Source organism: Blastococcus saxobsidens DD2 (genome assembly GCF_000284015.1).
Taxonomy (GTDB): domain Bacteria; phylum Actinomycetota; class Actinomycetes; order Mycobacteriales; family Geodermatophilaceae; genus Blastococcus; species Blastococcus saxobsidens_A.
The window spans coordinates 675,732-693,357 of sequence record NC_016943.1 but is presented as its reverse complement, the minus strand read 5'-3'; the positions used below and the strand labels follow the sequence as shown (position 1 = coordinate 693,357).

The window sequence follows — 17,626 nt, the reverse complement described above, 5'->3', positions numbered from 1 at the left end:
CGTCAGAACACCGTGGCGAGGAGTGCGAGGCCGAGGAGGGCCATCACGACGGCGATGCCGGCGTCGAGCACCCGCCACGCCGCCGGACGGGCGAACAGCGGCCGCAGCAGGCGGGCGCCGTAGCCCAGCGCGCTGAACCAGACCACGCTGCCGACGGCCGCACCGACGGCGAACCACCACTTGCCGATTCCGCGGCTCTCGGCCACCGAGCCGAGCAGCAGCACGGTGTCCAGGTAGACGTGCGGGTTCAGCCAGGTCAGAGCCATGCAGGTGAGGACGGTGGCGAGCAGGCCGTTGCGCGTGCCACCGGCGTCGACGGCGATCGACGACGGGCGCAGTGCCCGGCGGGCGGCGAGGACGGCGTAGCCGAGCAGGAAGGCGGCGCCGGCCACACGGATCACGGTGACCGCCTCGGGCAGCCGGGCGCTGAGCCAGGCGTTGCCCGCGACCCCGGCGAGGATGAGGACCGCGTCGGACACCGCGCACACCGCCACGACCGCGGTCACGTGCTCCAGGCGCAGCCCCTGCCGGAGGACGAAGGCGTTCTGCGCCCCGATGGCCACGATCAGCGAGAGGCCCATCCCCAGCCCGGCCAGTGCAGCCAGCAGCTCCGTCGTCACGTGCGTCGACGCTAGGGACGCCACGGACGACAGTCCAGCTAACTTTGCTTGTGTCCCATTAGCGTATCTGTCCATGGACGTGGAGCTGGCCCAGCTGCAGACGCTGGTCGCGGTCATCGACGAGGGCACGCTCGAGGCGGCCGCGCGACGGCTGCACGTGACGCCGTCCGCCGTCTCCCAGCGTCTGCGTGCGCTGGAGGTGGCCACCGGCCGGGTGCTGGTGCAGCGCGGGCGGCCGGCGACCGCCACCGCCGCCGGCGAGCCGGTGCTGCGACTGGCCCGCCAGGTGGGCCTCCTGGTCGCCGACACCAGCCGCCAGTTGGATCCGGCGGAGCCGGGCCGCGCACCGGTGCTACCGATCGCGCTGAACGCCGACTCGCTGGCCACCTGGGCCCTCCCGGCGCTGGCTCCGCTGGCCGACGAGCTGCGGTTCGACCTGCACAGCTCCGACCAGTCGCACACCAGTGCGCTGCTGCGGGCCGGCACCGTCATGGGCGCGGTCACCTCGGACGCCGACCCGGTCGCCGGCTGCCGCGTGACGCCGCTCGGCCGCATGCACTACCTGCCCTGCGCCGCCCCCGCGTTCATCGACCGCTGGTTCCCGGACGGGCCCGACGCCGCCGCGCTGCACCGTGCCCCGGTGGTGGTCTTCGACCGCCGCGACGACCTGCAGCACGCCTATCTGCGCCGGCACGTGCCGACGACGACGGACGTGCCGATCCACTACGTCCCCTCCTCGGCGGACTTCCTCGCCGCCGTGGCCCTCGGCTTCGGATGGGGCATGCTGCCGGAACTCCAGCTCGCCGGCGGGCAGCGCCCGGCGACACCGTTCGACCCCGCCGGAGCCGTCGACGTCGTCCTCTACTGGCAGCAGTGGCGGCTGGAATCCGACCCGCTCGACCGGGTCGCCGACGCGCTGACCCGAGCCGCGCACGCACAGCTGCTGCGCTGATCGCGACCGCTGGATCGGTCCGGACGTGCTGGTGCCCCCGGCAGGATTCGAACCTGCGACACACGGTTTAGGAATGCGTTCTGCGCGTGATTTAACGCGATTGGTGTTCGACGAATATGACGGTTGACCTGCGGTTACGTCATTTGTGGGTTACGGCCGTGGAGGGTCCCGACTGGACGTTCTGCGGACTGAGTGCGGACTGAATGCGGACTGACCTCCGTCGAGCCCGCCTCGATGGCCGCGGTCTCCGTGCCCATGAGCCCGTGCCGGGGGTGGGCCCGGGAGGACCGCCTCCCCCACCGCCCAGGGGATCGTGTCCGGCAGCGCCGGCCGCCGGAAGAGCGCTGCGCGTCCCTTCGGGATGGGCCTACGGCCCACCCCTCCCCCGCCCGGCGCAACCGGAGTTGGGCGGGTTGTGGGAAAGCCGGCAAAGTGGAACTGCCCGGGCTGCTCGTGAAGGGGACGGTGCGTCGAGCCGGTGTCGGTAGCCCCGCCCGTGGACGTCAAGCGCAGGCGGTCGGTGACGGCGGCTCCTCGGACCAGGACCGGTATAGACGGTGGATGCCCTCGGACTCGCGAGCACGGTGCGCCAGTCAGGGTTCGGCGGCTCGGCGCCCATCTCGATGCACCACTGCACCGCCGACTCCAGGGTCTGTCGCGGCGTGACGAATTGATCGTCGCGACGGACGGTGTACAGGTGCAGGTGCGGAAAGGTGGCGTGGCTCCTCCCCGCCGGGTGCCAGTGCATCGCCCAGAGCTTCCGGCTGTCCGGTGTCCGGAACTCCTACAGGTATGCCGAGGTGGTGACCCGCCAGCGTCCCTGCCCGACGTCGTGCATCCCGGAATCGGCCGGGATGATCCGGTAGTGCATGGCCGCCAGGAAGCGTGAGCCCGCCGCATCACCATCCCATCGCCGGCGTTCAGGCTCCAGGAGTGCGGCAACGATGCGTCAGCGAACGAGAGGCAGCGCCATGAGTGCGTCGAGCAGCCCGGGGTAGTCGTCGGGGTCGACGTCGTCGTACTTGCCGTCGTCGAGGGCCTGGAGGAAGTCCGGTCCGCGCAGGTCCAAGGCGCGGCGGGCGATCCGGTCGAACGTGGCCGCGGCCTCCGCGGGGCCGAGCTCGTCGACCTCGACCGATGGCCTGCGGTCAGCGAGCGTCACGAACTCCTACCCTCACTCAGGATCCACGGCCCCTGGCCCGACGGCAGTGCGCGGGTTCTGCCTACACGGTGCCACCGCCGGAAACCATCCGCAGCGATGGCGGACGCGGCGTCACACCACCGGGAGTACCGGATTGCGGCATACGACCGGGTCGACGCAGACGAAGGACGCTTCACGCGAGCGTCAGCTGCAGACCTCCCGTATTCCTCCGGTGCAAGCGGACGTCTTGGCGGAAGATTCCCAACCTGGTAGCTCCCGGGGCCCGGCGCCGGCCCAGGCAGTGCGCCCATGATCCCGAGCTCCGGAGCGGGACGCGCGCGCAACAGCAGGAGTACCGGAGAAGGACCGGAGGAAAACTGGAGAAGTTGGCTGTGGGCTGTCACCAAGGGCCGTGGAATAGCGCCTTCTGGAGAGCACCACGGGACCTTCCCACCAGCCTGGAGACAGCCATGACCGAGCACACCGCCGACCAGCCCGAGTTGCTCACCATCAGCGAGGCCGCCGAAGTGCTGCGCGCTCCCGTCGCCACCCTTCGGTACTAGCGCCACCTCGGCACAGGACCGCACAGCTTCCGCCTCGGCCGCCGCGTCCTCTACCGCCGCGACGACCTCGACGCGTGGGTCGAAGCCCGTCGCGGGCAGGCCGACTACCTGTAGCCGCTTGCGCCGCCGTGTCCGCGGATGGCCAATGCCGTCGGCGAGATCGTGCGATGCGCCTCCTGCGCTGCCGGCACCAGGCTGCCGGTCGAACGTGACCGAACCGACCTCGTCGCTCAGCGCGTCGATGTGCGCCCTGCTGATCGAGGGCCGGCATTCACGCGCCGGGCCGGCGCCGCCTGCCCCTGTGGACAACGACGGTCGTCCACAGAAGCGCCCGATGCGGGCCTGCGGCGGAGCCGGGCTGACGACGCTGCTCGTAGGCACCCGGAGGAGGAGCGATGGGCTGGATAGGTCCGGTCGTAAACGGCCAGGAGCATGAGGGCTGGGTGGTGCCCGTATTCGTCGACGGCGCCCAAGGCGCCGGCACCACCAGCGCCCGTGGGGTACTGGTGGCCCGCCGACCCGACGACGGTCCGCGGGACGGCGACCGGGTGCGGCTCGCCTACAGCGACGACTGCACCGTCGAGGGCGTGTGGCAAGACGGCGCGGTCATCGGCGGTGACGGGATCGTGCCCGGCGAGACCGGTGGCCCGGTGCACTGCGAGGTGATCGAGGAGGCCGAGGAGTGGCGTCCGGACGCGGAGGTGGTCGGCTGGGTCGCCTGCTGCACCTGTGGCTGGCGCGGCATTCCCTGGGTCCGCGTGACGGTATGGGAGCTGGCCGACCCGGCGGCGCGGCGGCTGGCCGTAGCCGGCCCGTGGGCCGATTTGGAGGCCGCCGACGAGACGCGGGTCATGCGCGAATGGCGCCGGCACATCGCCGGATGGCAGGCCCTCGAAGACGTCGAGGAGGCCGCCGCGAGGCAGGCCGCCGCTACCCAGGCACTCGACGAGGCGGTGCGGACTGCGGTCGCGGCCGGAGCCTCGTGGGCCGACGTCGGCCGGGCCACCGGCCTGACCGGCCGGGTAGCCATCGAGCGGTGGTCCGCCGGTGGCTGAGCGTGCGGCGTCCAGCCTGCAGCGAAGGTCAGCTGGGCCCATCACTGGCCCGCCTCCTGGTGCCCCGCAGGGGATCGGTGGAAGGTCATCCGAGCGCTGCGTCCTCCGCCGTGGCGAGCGCCTCGACCAGGTCGGCTCGTGCCCGCGCGACCCGTGAGCGGATGGTGCCCACCGGGCAGCCGACCACTTCGGCGGCCTCGGCGTAGGGCAGGCCGAGTAGCTGGGTCAGCACGAAGGCTTCCCGGCGATCACGGTCGAGCCGGGCCAACAGGTCACGGACGGCGGCCTGCTCGCCGACCCGGTCGGCATCGTCGGGAACCTCGGCGTCCGCCGGCTCCACGCCGCGGGCCAGGGTCGGTCGTCGGCGGCGGGAGCGGATGGCGTCGGCGCATACCCGTCGCGCGATGGACAGCAGCCAGGTGCGCAGGGACGAACGGCCCTCGAATCGGTGTAGCGCGGCGAACGCGCGCAGGTAGGTCTCCTGGGTGAGGTCGTCGGCCGACTGCCGGTCGCCGAGCACCGCGCACAGCCGCCACACCTCGGACTGGGTGGCCCGTACCAGGGCCGCCGCCGCGAGCGGGTCGCCTTCGGCGGCGGCAGCGGCGAACCGCTCGAGCTCGTCCACCGCACTCCTCCCGGCCGGCCGGGAACCGGACGGGCCCCGATGGCGACTACCTCATCATGCAGTGTTCCGCGTTCCGAGAGGCCGGCTCCGCGCGGCTCGACGGCGAGCCGCTCGGCATGCCCGAGGCGGTCCTCGACCGGCACCTGGCCGCCTGCCCTGCCTGTGCCGGCTGGACGAGCCAGGCGGCGGCGGTGACCCGCCGGGCCCGCCTGTCCCCGGCGCCGCAAGTGCCCGATCTCACCGTGCGCGTGCTCACCGCGCTGCCGAAGGAGCTGCCCGGCACGCGGGCGGCCGCCCGCGCCCGCCTGGTGGGCAGCGGCCTGCGCCTGGCCCTGGTGGTGGTCGCCACGGCCCAGGCCGGGTTGGCCTGGCCGGCGCTGATGAGCGGGACGGCGGCGATGAGCGCGCCGGTGCACATGGCGCACGAGGCCGGCGCCTGGAACGCCGCCCTGGCCGTGGCGTTCCTCGCCGTCGCCGCCGTGCCGCGCTGGGCGCCCGGCTCGCTGCCGTTCCTGGCCGCGTTTACCGTCTTTTTGCTGGCCACCACGGTCAGCGACCTGGCGGGCGGGCAGGTGCACGCCGACCGGGCGCTGGTGCACCTGCTGCTGCTGGCCGGTGTGCTCCTGATCTCCGTGGTGGCGTGGCGGGGACGGCGGCCGCGCGGGCGGGCGGTCGTGGCCGTGAGCCGCCGGCGGGCCGCCGCGTGAGGCGGCTTCGGGCGCTGCTCGTCGCCCTCGTCGGCTGGTTGATGGCCGGTGTCGTCCTCGCTGGGCCGGCTGCGGCGCACGCCGAACTGGTGGCGACCACGCCGGGCGAGGGCGCGGTGCTCGAGACCGCGCCCGACGAGGTGACCCTCCGGTTCACCGAGGTGGTGTCGCTGGGCGCCGGTTACGCGCGGGTGCTCGACGCCGACGGTGAGCGGGTCGATACCGGAGCACCGTCTGTCGACGGGGCCACGGTGACCGTTCCGCTGCGCGGCGACCTTCCGGACGATGGCTATCTGGTCACCTACCGGGTCATCTCGGCTGACTCCCACCCGGTCAGCGGCGCGTTCGGGTTCGTGGTCGGCGACAGTGAGCCGGTCGACGAGGCGGTCGCCGACGCCGCCGACGACAGCGACTCGTTCGTCGCCGGCCTGCTGGTCGCCGCGCGGTGGCTGGGGTTCGCGGGGCTGGCACTGGGCCTCGGTGTTCCGGCTTTCCTGCTGCTGTGCTGGCCTTCGGGGTGGTCGGTGGGCCGGCTGCGGCGCCTGTCCGTCGTCGGCGCGGTCGCCGTCGCCGTCGGTGGGCTGCTGCTGTTCCTGCTGCAGGGTTCCTACGCCGCCGGGGCCGGCCTGGGCGCCGTCGCCGACCCGGACCTGCTGGCCACGACCGCGTCCACGGCGTACGGCGCGACGTTGCTGGCTCGGGTCGTCCTGGCCGTGGCGCTGCTGGCCGTGCTGCGCTTGGCGCCGGGCCGGGCCGCGGTCGTGGCGGGCACCGTGCTCGCGCTCGGCCTGGTGGTCACGACGGCGGCGGTCGGCCACCCGGTCGCCGGCTCGATGCCGGTCTTCGCGGTGTTCGTGACTTCGGTGCACGTCGCGGCGATGACGTTGTGGGTCGGCGGGCTGGTCGCGCTGCTGGCCGGCCTGCTGCGCCCGGGTGTGCCGGCCGCTGAGCTGGCCACCGCGCTGCCGCGGTTCAGTCGGCTGGCGTTCGGCTCGGTGGTCGCTCTGGTGCTCACCGGTGTGGTGCAGACCGTGCGTGAGGTCGGCACGCCGACGGCGCTGTTGAGCACGACGTACGGCTGGGTGCTGGTGGCCAAGGTCGCACTCGTGCTGCTGGTGCTCGGCGCGGCCGGCGTCTCCCGGGTCTGGGTGCAGCAGCACCTCGGCGCCTCCCGGCCGCGCCGGGGCAGCCCGCGGCGGGTGACCGCGCACGCCTTCTCCGCCGAGGCCGAGCCGTCGATGGCCGGGTCGCTCGAGGTGGCCGCCCGCGCCCGCGCCGCGGCGCAGGCCGATGGCGCCGTCGCCGACGTCGCCCCGTTCCGCCGCGCGGTGCTGCTCGAGGCCGTGGTCGTCGCCGTCGTCCTCGCGTTGTCGGCGGTGCTGGCCGGCACGCCGCCGGCGCGGTCGGCGCTGGCCCAGCCGGTCGACGCCACGCTGCCGCTCCAGGGTGCCGCCGGCACCGCCGGCAGCGTCCAGCTGTCGCTCGACCCGGGCCGGCCCGGCTCGAACACGTTGCACGTCTACCTGTTCGACGAGACCGGCCGGCTGACCCAGCCGCAGGACATCCGCGTGACCCTCACCGAGGCCCAGCAGCAGATCGGCCCGCTGGACGTCGATCTCGCACCGGCCGGGCCCGGCCACTACGTCGGCGACGGCATGTCCATCCCGACCGCCGGCACCTGGACCCTCGCCGTCACCGTCCGGCTCGACGAGTTCACCGCCACCACCGCGCGCACCACCTTCCCGGTGCGCTGACCCCTACCGAGAAAGAAACAGAGAAAAGAAGGAGAACCGTGTCCCGCACGATCCATCGGCTGGCCGTCATTCTGGCCGCCGCCCTCACCACCCTCATGGCGCTCGCCGGCGTCGCCGCCGCGCACGTCTCGGTCTCGTCGCAGGACGCGGAGCCCGGCGGTTACGGCAAGCTGACCTTCCGGGTGCCCAACGAGAGCGACACTGCCAGCACCGTCGGACTGCGCATGCAGATCCCGCAGGAGGCGGCCATGGCCTCCCTGCGGGCGATGCCCGTGCCCGGGTGGGACGTCACCATGACCACCGAGCAGCTCGACGAGCCGCTGCAGGCCCACGGCCGGGAGATCACCGAATACGTTTCGGTGGTCGAGTTCCGGGCCGAGGACGGCGCCGGCATCGCGCCCGGCGAGTTCGGCGAGTTCGCGTTGTCCGGCGGGCCGTTCCCCGACGCCGAGACGCTGAGCTACCCGACCGTGCAGACCTACAGCGACGGCAGCGAATCCGCCTGGATCGAGCCGACCATCGACGGCGCCGAACCGGACAAGCCCGCCCCGGTGCTCGCCCTGAACGGGGACGCCGGCGGCCACGACGCCGCCACCGGCGCGGAGGAGCCCGCCGGCGACGAGGCCGACGTCCAGGAGGCAGGCGTCCAGGAGGAAGGGGCCACGACCCAGGCCGCGGACGGCGGCTCGGCGACGGCCACGACCGCCCTCGTCCTGGCCATCATCGGACTAATCGCCGGGCTCGGCGGTCTCATCCTCGGCTGGACGGCGCGCCGCCGCACCGTGTCCTCGTGAGTCGCACAGGAACGGCCGCGGAACGATCGCTGTCGCAGCCCGAGACCAGCCCCATCAGTACGAAGGCCATCGACACGGCGAAGCTCGGCAGTGTGCGGCGCGACCGAGAAAACCAGACGACGTGGGAGTAGGAGTCCTTCCCGGCCCCCGCGGAGTTCCCCGCGACCTCTCCGGGGCCGGCACTCAGACACCGTCGGCGGGAACCCAGACCGTGCACGGAGCGACGAAAAGAACATGCATCCATCTACCGTCGACCGCGCCGGCCGGACCGTCCGCCGTCGTCGCTTCGGCGCCGCCGCAGCGCTCGTCGCGCTGCAGCAGGTGCAGGAGCGGACCCCGGTCGTGTTCATCACCCTCGACTCTGAGCGGGACACGCCTGGGGTGATGACCGACTGGCTTGCCCACTTCGACAGCGGCCTGGCCACTCCCTTCGTCGGGCTGACTGGGGCGCCGGGGCAGGTGACCGCGGTCGCCGAGTCGGTGGGTGTCTCGCTTTCCCCGCCCCAGGTCGCCCCGGACGGGACGGTGACCATCCAGCACGGCGTGCAGACGCTGGCGTCCATCGACGGCAGCGCCGGCCTGGTCTGGACGTCGGGCACCACGTCCGATGACTATCGCGCGTACCTGCAGCGACTGGTGGACGGCGCGTGAGCCGCCGCGCCGACGCCGCCGTCCTGCTCCTCGCCGCCGTGGCGGTCGCCGGCTGTGGCGAGGCCGCTGACGGGGACCCGGTGCTGCCGCAGGACGCCGCTGCCGCCGCCCAGGTGGAACTGGTCGACGTCCCCGGCCTCGGACCCGTGCTCGCCGACGGCGACGGCTTCGTGCTCTACATGTTTCCACCGGACGCCCGCGCGCGGGTCACCTGCACCGGGCCGTGCGCCGGCTCGTGGCCACCGCTGGCCGTAGCCGACGGAGTCACCCCCGTGGCCGGCGACGGGATCGACCCTGAACTGCTGAGCACGCTGCCCGATCCGAACACCGGCGGGCACGTCGTCACCTACGGCGGCTATCCGCTCTACCGCTACGCCAGCGATGTCGACCCTGGCACCGCGTACGGCCAGGCGCTGCTGCTCAACGGTGCCCCCTGGTACGTGCTCGACGCCGCCGGTCAGCCGCTGACCACCGATCCGGAGGCGACGCCGTGACCACCGACCCGGCCGCGCGGGCCGGACGCGGGCGGATCACTCGCCGGGGCCTGCTCACCGGCGCCGCCGGGCTGGCCGCCGGGGTGGGCGGCACACAGGCGGTGCACCTGCTCACCGACGCCGACCACGACACCGCACCCCGCCCGCCGTCGCCGGGTGAGGAGCTGATGACCGAGCACGGCGTCCTCAAGCGGATCCTGCTCGTCTACCGCGCCGCCGCCGACCAGCTCGCCGCCGACGCCGTCCCCCCGGTCGACGCGGTCATCGACGCCGCCCGCCTGGTCCACGACTACGTGGAGAGCTTCCACGAGGGACTGGAGGAGGCCTACGTCTTCCCGCGGGTCCGCGACGCCCATCCCGACCTGGTCCGCACCCTGCTGGTCCAGCACCACCGAGGCCGCCACCTGACCACCCAAATCTACCGTGCCGGCGACCTCGACCTGACCCGCCCCGACGCCCGTGAGCGGCTGCGCACCATGCTTGACCAGTTCGTGCGCATGTACGAGCCACACGAGGCCTGGGAAGACACCGTGATCTACCCGGCGCTGCGGCGCAGAACCCCCCAGCGGGACCTCGACCTGCTCGCCGAGCGCTTCGCCGACCTGGAGAACACCCACTACGGCGACGCCGCGCTACAGCAGGTGCTCGACCGGGTCGCCGGCATCGAGGAACAACTCGGAGTCGCTGACCTGGCCGCGTTCACCCCGGCGGGCGAGGACGGCTACTGATGATGAGCGACCACTTGCCGCCTCCGACAGTCCGCGATGTCCTGTTGCCATCTCTGGAGCCCCCATGTGGCCGGCCTGTGACGCCTGCGGCCTCTGGCTTGCCGGCTATCGAGGAGCGACGCCCCGATGACCGGTACAACGCTGGAACCTCACCGTGCCGCTTCTTAGCCAGGCCTGCCAGCGGACAGCGCACCAGCCAGAATGCCGCTCGGCCGGCTCAGTACGAATCAGAATCAGGAGCTAGTCAACCGATGACCCCATGCTTTTCCCGGTCCGGTCTTAGTCGGCTCAGGGCAGCTGTCCTGGGTCTCGCGGCCGTTTTGGCTCTCACGGCCTGTGGTTCGAGTCCAGAAGCAGATCTGGAGCCTCCGGAGAGTCTCTCCGAGCGAGAACTGTCGTCGGGGAGGTCCGCAGACGAGCAGGACGGCCAGGATGAGCCGGCCGCCGCTCCGACGCCCACCTCCGCACGCCCGTCGCCGACCGCTGCGCCCTCCCCGGCTCGGGCGGGACGAACGATCGAGGTCGCCTTCGCCGGCGGGGAGGTCTCCGGGGACACCGGCCGGGTCCCGGTCCCGCTGAACGAGACGGTCACGATCGTGGTGACCAGCGACGTCGCCGACGAGGTCCACCTGCACGGCTACGACGTATCGGCGCCCGTTGCCCCCGGCGAGCCGGCCACCCTGACCTTCGACGCCACGATCCCCGGGGTGTTCGAGCTGGAGCTGCACGAGGTCGGTGAGGAGCTGCTCAGCGTCCAGGTGTCATGACGACGCTGGCGCACGGGATCGGCACGCGCACCGACCTGCCCATCCCGCTGTCCCTGGCGTTGTTCGGAGCAGGGGCGGCCGTGCTGGTCAGCTTCGCCGCGCTGCTGGCGTTCTGGCGCCGGCCGGCGCTCGGCGGCCAGGGCTCGGGCCGGCCGGTGCCGGCCGCCGTCCAGCGGCTCCTCGACGCCGGCCGGTTCCGGACGGCCGCTCAGGCGGTCGCCCTGACCGCCTCGGCGTTCGTGGTGGTCGTCGCCTTTGCCGGTCCGCCCGGCGGCAACAACCTGGCCCCGTGGGTCCTCTATGTCACCTTCTGGGTCGGTCTGGTCCCCGCCAGCCTGCTGTTCGGGCCGGTCTGGCGGGTGGTCAACCCGCTGCGACTGCTGTACCGGCTGCTGAGCAGGGTCACCGGCCCGGCGCCGGGCGCCGGGCACGTGCAGGCGCTGGGCATGTGGCCGGCCGCGGTCTCGCTCCTCGCGTTCGTCTGGCTGGAGCTGGTGTTCCCGGAGCGGACCGAACCGCCGGTGGTCGGCGCCTTCCTGGTCCTGTACGCAGCCGTGCAGCTGCTCGCGGCGCTGTGGTTCGGGGAGGGCTGGTTCTCCCGCGGCGACGGCTTCGAGGTCTACTCCACCCTGATCGCCAAGCTATCTCCCTGGGGACGGCGCGATGACGGGCGGCTGGTGGCCCGCAACCCGCTGACCAACGCGATGACCGTCCGGCCGGTCGCGGGGCTGGCAGCCGTCGTCGTGGTCCTACTCGGCTCGACCGCCTTCGACGGGCTGACCCGGACCGAGTTCTGGGCGACCGGGCCGGGCGCGGAGAACGGCACCCTGTCGGGCACCCTCGGGCTGCTGGTCATGATCGGGCTCGTCGCAGCCTTCTACGTCGCCGCGACCGCGGCCACCGGCGTGCTCGGCGGCCTGCCCCCCGGACAGGAGCCCCGCCGGTACGCGCACTCGGTGATCCCGATCGTCATCGGCTACACGGTGGCGCACTACTTCTCGCTGTGGGTCTTCGACGGGCAGAAGGCCTGGATCCTGGCCAGCAACCCGCTGGGGACCCCCGGGGTGGACCTGTTCGGCGCCTCCGGCGACACGATCAACTACCAGCTCGTCGGCCCGGACACCATCTCCTACGTGCAGGTCGCCGCGGTGGTCCTCGGGCACGTCCTCGGGGTCGTCCTCGCCCACGAGCAGGCGCTGCGGGAGCAGGTGCTGCGGGCGACGGCCCGGACCCGGGCCGTCGAGCAGCTACCGCTGGTCGTGGTGATGGTGGGGCTCACCGTCACCGGCCTCGGGCTGCTGTTCGGCTTCTGACGGCCTCCGGCGCCGGCGCCCCCGGGTCAGAGTCGCCCCCGGGTCAGGGGAAGCCCCGGTCAGAGGCCGGGGTCCTCGGGCGGGCTTGAGCCGGCGCAGGCGATCGGGTCGTCCAGCGTGAACCCCTCGTGCACGACGACCGCCGGGCGTTCTCGTCAACGGTCAGGTCGTGCTCCGCGGTCATGAGACCGGTGCCGGCCGCGTCCGCCGTCCAGGCCAGGTGGATCTCGTTGGGCGGTGTCGTCCCTCCTCCCCGGCTGGAACTGGAAGTACGGGCCGCCGGCGCCCTCCCCGCACGGCGGGAGAGCGGCGGGACGGCAGTCGACGGCTGCCTCCGAACGAGGAGGATCGTTGTACCCGGCCAACGGTCGATCGACTCGGGCACCTCTCGCACAGCCCGGGGCGTTCGCGGTTGGTGCCGGTCAGTCCGTAGTCGACGTAGATCCCCAGGATCGACCCCGAGCGCGAGCAGCCCCTCGCGCTGGGCGGTGAGGTCATGGGCGTCGGTGGACACTCTTGCGTAGCCGATCAGCAGCGCCGTCATGGCGCATCTCCGTGAGCGAGGCCGTTGCTGGCGCTCCGCTGCGCCGGTCAGCGGCGACGGCCGCAGCCGTTGTTCGCGGACGGTCCGGATCGGGGCCGGTCAGCGACGGTACTGGGCCGCTACGTTCACCCGGTCGAGCGATGATCGAGGATCTGGCTGTTTCTCGGGCTCCGCCCTGGAGAGTCAGCCCAGCAGCTCCTTCCGCGCGTCTTACCCGAGGTGAGACACTTCAGAGGTGGCTGAGACGATCACCTTCCGCCCCGACGAAGACGCCCGCCGAGCGTTGGCGCTCCTGACGCAAGACGGCACCTCCGTCTCCACCGCGGTCCGAGCGGCGCTGATCGAAGCCGCCAAGACGGCCGCGCAGGACAGCCTGCGCGCCGAGGCCGCTGCGCTGGCCGCCGACGACGCCGACCGCGCCGAGGCGGCTCAGGTTCTCCGGGACATGGAGACGCTGCGTGCGTGGTGAGGTCTACCGACTGCACTCTCCCCGTGGCGCCCGGGGCCATGAGCAGGCCGGCGTCCGCTATGCCGTCGTCGTCCAGTCCGACCTGCTGCCCCTCTCGACCTGGCTAGTGGCGCCGACGTCCACCTCGGCACGCACGGCCACCTTCCGTCCTGAGGTGTCCATCGACGGTCGCCCGACCCGGGTGCTGGCCGAGCAGACCAGCGCCGTGGATCCACAGCGCTTGGGAGAGTCGGCCGGGCACCTCAGCTTCGATGAACTGCGCCAGGTCGACGCGGCCCTGCGCCTGGTCCTCGGCCTGTGACGAAACCCAGCACCTTCCCCGCCAGCGGCTCACCGCCGAGCACGAGCCCTCCATCAGCAGTGACTCCTTATGATCATCTTCCATGGCACCCGAGCGTTCCGAGACCGAGTGCCGGGACCGACTGTCACGCCGGGCGAGATGTCGACGACGGTGCTCGGGGCCTGGTACGCGACCGTCCTCCGGTGGCGCCGCCCGGCCGCGCTGCTGGTCAACGAGCTGACGCTGCTGCCTCTCGTCATGCCGCTGGCCCCCGCCAGGACGCTGCTGACCCGGTTTCCGGACGCGCTCGCCGAACTGCTATCCGCGCACCGAGTTCCGGCGCAACTGATCGAGGCCGAACGGGCACAGGCCCTGGAACACCGGCTGGCCGCTACGGCCAACCGCAGCCTGGTCGGCGTGATGAACGAGTTCACCCACCTCGCCGACCTCGACCGTGCCGAGCAACCCGACCTGATGCGCCTATCCATGCGGCTGGCCATGACCCCATGCGGTCCGCTCTATCAGCGACACATCAGCCCCGACCGGGAACTCGCGGCTCTCATCGCCGGACTTCCAGAGACTGGGCAACCCGGCTCCCGACCTGACAGCGCGCCCTGAGGTCCCACAAGGGATCCCCTTACGGACGGAGGTGAGATGGAGCCGTCAGCGGGTGATCGGTAGGCGCCCAACGTCATGGAAGCCGCGGAGGCCCAGGACAGAGGCCAGTCGTCCTCGTCGGACCCGACGACCACGATTGTGCTGCACTCACGGGCGAGCAAGTCGATGATCGCGGCGAGCACCGCGTCGCCGTAACCCGGTCGACGCCAGCCAGGAAAGACGTCGATTTCCTGTAGCCGAGCGCGCGGCCGGTTCGGCAGCCGAAACCGGCCCGACCGCTCCTACCAGCCGGTCCTCGTCACGGGCTAAGGAGAGGGCAAGCTCAGCCGGTCACCGCGCGCCCGGAGCGTGTCGACCATCGCTCGGGCGGTCGCCGCGTCGATCCCGAAGCCGGCCTCTACGGCGATCCGCTCATCGTCGTACTCACGCCAATCGTTGTCGGATTTGACCGGGTGCAGATGCACGGCGCGTGGCGCAGCCACCGAATCCACCGTGGAACGCACCAGCAGCGCCTTGCCACTTCCAGGCTCCTCATCGGAACCGAGGAAGCGCCTGGCGCCGAAGAGCAGCCGTTCGGTCGACAGCGCCCAAGCGGCCACGTCGTCTGGCCGCCCGAACATCCGCTGACGGTATCGGTTGCGGCGATGCGCTCGACGTCCCGCGAGCCGATCCGCTACCGGACAGCTCATCGGGTCGCTGAGTCCTGATGAGGCACTACGTCCAGTTGTTCGCCACGGTCGAGAGTACAAACGCCTTCTACCGCCTGCCCGAGCGGGAGACGTTCGAGAAGTGGCGCGAGCGCCACACCGGAGGTCCGCTGGGCGGTCAAGGGCAGCCGGTTCCTCGCCCACATCAGCGGGCCGCGGAAGCCGGTGGGCAGGTTGATGGACGGAGCGCGCCGCCGGGCTGGCCCAGAAGCTGGACACGATCCTGTTGCAGCTGCGCCGACGCCGAAGGCCGATCCCAACCTGCCGTGCGACTGTTTCATCCGGTTCCCGGGCGGCACGAGGATGGCCGTCGAGCCCCGCCACGAGAGCTGGTGAAGCGACCAGATCCGCCGCTACTGGAGCGGTACGGGGTGACGCTGTGCTAGGGCCGACCGCGACGAGCAGCTGGTCGCCCCGCTGTGGCCACCGCCGACTGGGGCTATCTGCGCTGCCACCAGGGTTTCGAGAAGTGGCGCTACCGGCAAGGAAGACGCTGGAGCTCTGGGCCGAGCGCCTGGCGGGCACCTGGACGGTCGGGGAGAGCGACCTCGTCTACTTCAACAACGACTGGTGTGGGGCCGCGACCATCAATACAGTCGTCTTCGCCGACGCAGCCGTTCGTACCGGCCGGACTACACCCGGGTACCCACGGTGGACGAGGCGTCCGGGTTGGCCTGGATCGTGCCCTAGCCCCACGGCAGCAGGGCCCCGCTCGGACGAGCGGGGCCCTGCTGGTGCGTCAGACGCCGTAGGTGTCAGTCGTCGTCCGAGTCGCTGGAGTCGTCGTCCCCACCGCCGGAGCCCGAGTTGGCCGAGCCGGGGCTGGAGTTGTCCGGCTTGGGCGCCATCTCGGCGGCCTCGCGGGCCTGCTCCTCAGCTTCCTCGGCGGCCTCGCGGGCCTGCTCCTCAGCTTCCTCGGCGGCCTCGCGGGCCTGCTCCTCGGCCTCCTCGGCGGCCTCGCGCGCCTGCTCCTCAGCCTCGCGAGCCTGCTCGGCAACCTCCTCGGCCGCCTCGCGGGCCTGCTCCTCGGCCTCCTCGGCGGCCTCGCGCGCCTCCTCCTCGGCCTCGGCAGCCAGCCGAGCCGGGTCGCCGGAGTCATCGGGGCCATCGCTCTCGTCGGTGTCGGGTGCGTCGGGCAGGTCGCCCGGCCCGTCAAGGCCCGAGTCGTCGGTCTCGAGGCTGTCATCCGAATCGGGAAGGTCGAACGGCGACACGGTCTCGACCGCGGCGGCCACCGGGTCCTGCAGCGAGGCCGGCAGGGCGCCGACGGCGCCCGCCCCGGTGACACCAGCCACGGCGATACCGAGGCCTGCGGTGGCCTGCGCGACTGCGCCGGCACCGGCGATCTTGGCCGCGACCGCGGCGAGGCCTTCGAGCAGCAACATGTGGGTGCTCCTCCGAGCATCTGGATCGCGCCTTCTGTCGATCCGTTGCCGTCCCATCGGTGCGCCGGGCGATCAACCTGAGCCGGGGTAACCCCGAAGGGTGGCTCCGCGCTATCCCCGCCGGCGTGCCGCCCGGTAGCGGCGCATCTTCATGATCGAGCCGCAGGAGTTCATGCTGCACCAACGGCGGCTGTGGTTCTTGCTGGTGTCCAGGAAGCCACCGACAGTGCCCGCACCGGGAGAGCTGGTGTGGCCGCCCTGAGCGCACCAGGTCCACCGCGTCGGCGGCGAGGGGCCATAGCGGCTGGTCGAGGGCGTGGCCGTCAGATCGCCAGGCCAGTCGTAGGGGCCGTCGGTTGGTTGGAGGGTTGCGTGGGTCAGCGCGGTGACGTACGCCTGCCGCACCAGGTCGAGGTCACCGCCGGAGGTCGGCTGGCCGGCGAGGCGGGCGCGCAGTACCCGGTCGAGGCTGCCGCGCAGCTGCAGTGCCCGGTCAAGGACGGCAAGAGCGGCCGGGGTTCTCGGTCGGCGGCCCGCCGCAGCTGGTCGGCCGTCGGCGAGCAGGCGGCCGCCCTCGATGAAGGTCACCAGGTCGGCGTAGCCGAACAGGTACTCGTCGTCGGGTGCCTCCGGAAGGCCGCCGAGGGTGTTGACGAAGTCGATCGCCGGATGTCCCCCGACGCGCTGGAAACGGGACAGATCGGCCCTCGTCGTTCCAGCGGTCGCTGGCGAAGCCGCCGGCCCGCAAGACACCGACCTCTGGCGGACGCTGCGCGCTCTCAATGCCCACGAGCTCCCCGCCCCCACCGGGGACCGAGCGGGCTGCTGTCTCTCTTGTGGGGAGCAGAGACTTCAGCGGCCGATCGCTTCTTCTGCACTACCGCCTCCGGGTTGCTGCTGCACGAAGTCGAGTAGCGCTGCAATGTCACTCGGTGCGTGGGCGATGAACTCGGCGTCGACGTCGGCCTGCGCGCGGACGACGGCGCTGCCGTCACGGCCGCGCACCAGAGGCACCTGGTCGCCGGGGGCGTACACGTCACAACCGTGTCGTGACCACGGTCCCTCGGTGATGGCCGAAAGTCGGGCGCGAATGGCAGCGACGTCGACCTCGCGCTGAGTCTTGATCTGCTCCATGGATGAGCGGCTACCCGAGTCGGACCGGCACAAGCGGCGCCTAGCCAAGCGATCCTGACGTTGCGTCGTAACAGGATCGGTAACAGGGCTGGTCAGCTTCATTAGGACCTCTGTGACCGTGCGGCCAGTCCGCTTACTCGCTGGCTGCCTTTTCCCACTGGGGTATTTACTGCGAGTCCCACTTTGTGGCCGTGAAGAGGACGACGCGGCTGCTCGACTTCTGGAGGTCCCGGCGGGGCGCCGGATCCGCGGTTGTCGGCGTGCTGCGGTGTCTGGCCGCGGCAGGATGCGGTCCTGCCGGTGGACAGTCGACGGAATCCTCCGC

21 protein-coding genes and 1 pseudogene are annotated in these 17,626 nt (G+C 72.1%); 15 read left to right on the top strand and 7 right to left on the bottom strand.

Annotated elements, in window-relative coordinates; translation table 11 throughout:
- Positions 1 to 2: 2 nt before the first annotated feature.
- Entirely contained in the window at positions 3 to 620 is a 618-nt protein-coding gene (locus tag BLASA_RS03255) for a LysE/ArgO family amino acid transporter (protein WP_014374581.1), read from the bottom strand.
- Between the two features lie 73 nt (positions 621 to 693).
- On the opposite strand from BLASA_RS03255, the gene BLASA_RS03250 reads away from it, so the two are divergent.
- Complete coding sequence (locus BLASA_RS03250; RefSeq protein ID WP_014374580.1) at positions 694 to 1,572, top strand: LysR family transcriptional regulator ArgP; 879 nt, start codon at positions 694 to 696, stop codon at positions 1,570 to 1,572.
- A gap of 949 nt (positions 1,573 to 2,521) precedes the next feature.
- On the opposite strand, the gene BLASA_RS03245 is transcribed toward BLASA_RS03250, so the two are convergent.
- Positions 2,522 to 2,734 carry a hypothetical protein gene (locus BLASA_RS03245; RefSeq protein ID WP_014374577.1) on the bottom strand — a complete coding sequence of 71 codons (213 nt, stop codon included), beginning with the start codon at positions 2,732 to 2,734 and terminating at the stop codon, positions 2,522 to 2,524.
- A 449-nt stretch (positions 2,735 to 3,183) separates the two neighbouring features.
- On the opposite strand from BLASA_RS03245, the pseudogene BLASA_RS03240 reads away from it, so the two are divergent.
- Positions 3,184 to 3,390: pseudogene (locus BLASA_RS03240) on the top strand (helix-turn-helix transcriptional regulator).
- Between the two features lie 329 nt (positions 3,391 to 3,719).
- A complete protein-coding gene (locus BLASA_RS03235; protein WP_231839542.1) occupies positions 3,720 to 4,331 on the top strand; it encodes a hypothetical protein in 612 nt (203 codons plus the stop codon).
- Between the two features lie 85 nt (positions 4,332 to 4,416).
- Here BLASA_RS03235 and BLASA_RS03230 read toward each other — a convergent pair whose 3' ends face one another.
- A complete protein-coding gene (locus BLASA_RS03230) occupies positions 4,417 to 4,956 on the bottom strand; it encodes a sigma-70 family RNA polymerase sigma factor (protein WP_014374574.1) in 540 nt (179 codons plus the stop codon).
- 56 nt (positions 4,957 to 5,012) lie between these two features.
- Between BLASA_RS03230 and BLASA_RS03225 the strand changes: the two genes are divergently transcribed.
- The 11 genes from BLASA_RS03225 (at position 5,013) to BLASA_RS03175 (ending at position 14,075) form a co-directional block, all read left to right on the top strand.
- Positions 5,013 to 5,663: a zf-HC2 domain-containing protein gene (locus BLASA_RS03225; RefSeq protein WP_014374573.1), complete on the top strand. Its 651-nt coding sequence runs from the start codon at positions 5,013 to 5,015 to the stop codon at positions 5,661 to 5,663.
- Positions 5,660 to 7,417 carry a copper resistance CopC/CopD family protein gene (locus tag BLASA_RS03220; RefSeq protein ID WP_014374572.1) on the top strand — a complete coding sequence of 586 codons (1,758 nt, stop codon included), beginning with the start codon at positions 5,660 to 5,662 and terminating at the stop codon, positions 7,415 to 7,417. The genes BLASA_RS03225 and BLASA_RS03220 overlap by 4 nt, the downstream gene beginning before the upstream one ends.
- A gap of 38 nt (positions 7,418 to 7,455) precedes the next feature.
- Complete coding sequence (locus BLASA_RS03215) at positions 7,456 to 8,211, top strand: YcnI family protein (RefSeq protein WP_014374571.1); 756 nt, start codon at positions 7,456 to 7,458, stop codon at positions 8,209 to 8,211.
- A 234-nt stretch (positions 8,212 to 8,445) separates the two neighbouring features.
- Positions 8,446 to 8,862, top strand: coding sequence for an SCO family protein (locus BLASA_RS03210; RefSeq protein ID WP_051004798.1), 417 nt, complete (start codon positions 8,446 to 8,448; stop codon positions 8,860 to 8,862).
- Entirely contained in the window at positions 8,859 to 9,356 is a 498-nt protein-coding gene (locus BLASA_RS03205; RefSeq protein ID WP_014374570.1) for a lipoprotein, read from the top strand. The genes BLASA_RS03210 and BLASA_RS03205 overlap by 4 nt, the downstream gene beginning before the upstream one ends.
- A complete protein-coding gene (locus BLASA_RS03200; protein ID WP_014374569.1) occupies positions 9,353 to 10,084 on the top strand; it encodes a hemerythrin domain-containing protein in 732 nt (243 codons plus the stop codon). The genes BLASA_RS03205 and BLASA_RS03200 overlap by 4 nt, the downstream gene beginning before the upstream one ends.
- Before the next feature lie 596 nt (positions 10,085 to 10,680).
- On the top strand, positions 10,681 to 10,851 hold the full coding sequence (locus BLASA_RS25360) for a hypothetical protein (protein WP_193345672.1): 171 nt from the start codon (positions 10,681 to 10,683) through the stop codon (positions 10,849 to 10,851).
- On the top strand, positions 10,848 to 12,164 hold the full coding sequence (locus tag BLASA_RS03190) for a hypothetical protein (RefSeq protein WP_014374567.1): 1,317 nt from the start codon (positions 10,848 to 10,850) through the stop codon (positions 12,162 to 12,164). The genes BLASA_RS25360 and BLASA_RS03190 overlap by 4 nt, the downstream gene beginning before the upstream one ends.
- A 779-nt stretch (positions 12,165 to 12,943) precedes the next feature.
- Positions 12,944 to 13,177 carry a hypothetical protein gene (locus tag BLASA_RS03185; RefSeq protein WP_014374565.1) on the top strand — a complete coding sequence of 78 codons (234 nt, stop codon included), beginning with the start codon at positions 12,944 to 12,946 and terminating at the stop codon, positions 13,175 to 13,177.
- A complete protein-coding gene (locus BLASA_RS03180) occupies positions 13,167 to 13,478 on the top strand; it encodes a type II toxin-antitoxin system PemK/MazF family toxin (protein WP_014374564.1) in 312 nt (103 codons plus the stop codon). Before BLASA_RS03185 ends, BLASA_RS03180 begins: the two co-directional genes overlap by 11 nt.
- Positions 13,479 to 13,547: 69 nt before the next feature.
- Complete coding sequence (locus BLASA_RS03175; protein WP_051004797.1) at positions 13,548 to 14,075, top strand: DUF6933 domain-containing protein; 528 nt, start codon at positions 13,548 to 13,550, stop codon at positions 14,073 to 14,075.
- 305 nt (positions 14,076 to 14,380) lie between these two features.
- On the opposite strand, the gene BLASA_RS03170 is transcribed toward BLASA_RS03175, so the two are convergent.
- Positions 14,381 to 14,695 carry a hypothetical protein gene (locus BLASA_RS03170; protein WP_014374562.1) on the bottom strand — a complete coding sequence of 105 codons (315 nt, stop codon included), beginning with the start codon at positions 14,693 to 14,695 and terminating at the stop codon, positions 14,381 to 14,383.
- Between the two features lie 86 nt (positions 14,696 to 14,781).
- Between BLASA_RS03170 and BLASA_RS26485 the strand changes: the two genes are divergently transcribed.
- Positions 14,782 to 15,168: a DUF72 domain-containing protein gene (locus BLASA_RS26485; protein WP_014374561.1), complete on the top strand. Its 387-nt coding sequence runs from the start codon at positions 14,782 to 14,784 to the stop codon at positions 15,166 to 15,168.
- 369 nt (positions 15,169 to 15,537) lie between these two features.
- Here BLASA_RS26485 and BLASA_RS23260 read toward each other — a convergent pair whose 3' ends face one another.
- The 3 genes from BLASA_RS23260 to BLASA_RS24790 all read right to left on the bottom strand — a co-directional run bounded on the left by BLASA_RS23260 (position 15,538) and on the right by BLASA_RS24790 (position 17,301).
- On the bottom strand, positions 15,538 to 16,167 hold the full coding sequence (locus BLASA_RS23260; protein ID WP_014374560.1) for a hypothetical protein: 630 nt from the start codon (positions 16,165 to 16,167) through the stop codon (positions 15,538 to 15,540).
- A gap of 111 nt (positions 16,168 to 16,278) precedes the next feature.
- Positions 16,279 to 16,920 carry a CGNR zinc finger domain-containing protein gene (locus BLASA_RS03160; protein WP_014374559.1) on the bottom strand — a complete coding sequence of 214 codons (642 nt, stop codon included), beginning with the start codon at positions 16,918 to 16,920 and terminating at the stop codon, positions 16,279 to 16,281.
- A 99-nt stretch (positions 16,921 to 17,019) separates the two neighbouring features.
- A complete protein-coding gene (locus tag BLASA_RS24790) occupies positions 17,020 to 17,301 on the bottom strand; it encodes a hypothetical protein (protein ID WP_166486461.1) in 282 nt (93 codons plus the stop codon).
- Between the last annotated feature and the right edge of the window lie 325 nt (positions 17,302 to 17,626).

What these genes read in the sequence shown, in the direction of transcription:
- BLASA_RS03225 (WP_014374573.1), top strand. Translation starts at nt 5,013, where the DNA reads ATGCAGTGTTCCGCGTTCCGAGAGGCCGGCTCCGCGCGGCTCGACGGC.
- BLASA_RS03175 (WP_051004797.1), top strand. Translation starts at nt 13,548, where the DNA reads ATGATCATCTTCCATGGCACCCGAGCGTTCCGAGACCGAGTGCCGGGA.
- BLASA_RS03250 (WP_014374580.1), top strand. Translation starts at nt 694, where the DNA reads ATGGACGTGGAGCTGGCCCAGCTGCAGACGCTGGTCGCGGTCATCGAC.
- BLASA_RS24790 (WP_166486461.1), bottom strand. Translation starts at nt 17,301, where the DNA reads ATGGAGCAGATCAAGACTCAGCGCGAGGTCGACGTCGCTGCCATTCGC.
- BLASA_RS03210 (WP_051004798.1), top strand. Translation starts at nt 8,446, where the DNA reads ATGCATCCATCTACCGTCGACCGCGCCGGCCGGACCGTCCGCCGTCGT.
- BLASA_RS23260 (WP_014374560.1), bottom strand. Translation starts at nt 16,167, where the DNA reads ATGTTGCTGCTCGAAGGCCTCGCCGCGGTCGCGGCCAAGATCGCCGGT.
- BLASA_RS03170 (WP_014374562.1), bottom strand. Translation starts at nt 14,695, where the DNA reads ATGTTCGGGCGGCCAGACGACGTGGCCGCTTGGGCGCTGTCGACCGAA.
- BLASA_RS26485 (WP_014374561.1), top strand. Translation starts at nt 14,782, where the DNA reads ATGAGGCACTACGTCCAGTTGTTCGCCACGGTCGAGAGTACAAACGCC.
- BLASA_RS03190 (WP_014374567.1), top strand. Translation starts at nt 10,848, where the DNA reads ATGACGACGCTGGCGCACGGGATCGGCACGCGCACCGACCTGCCCATC.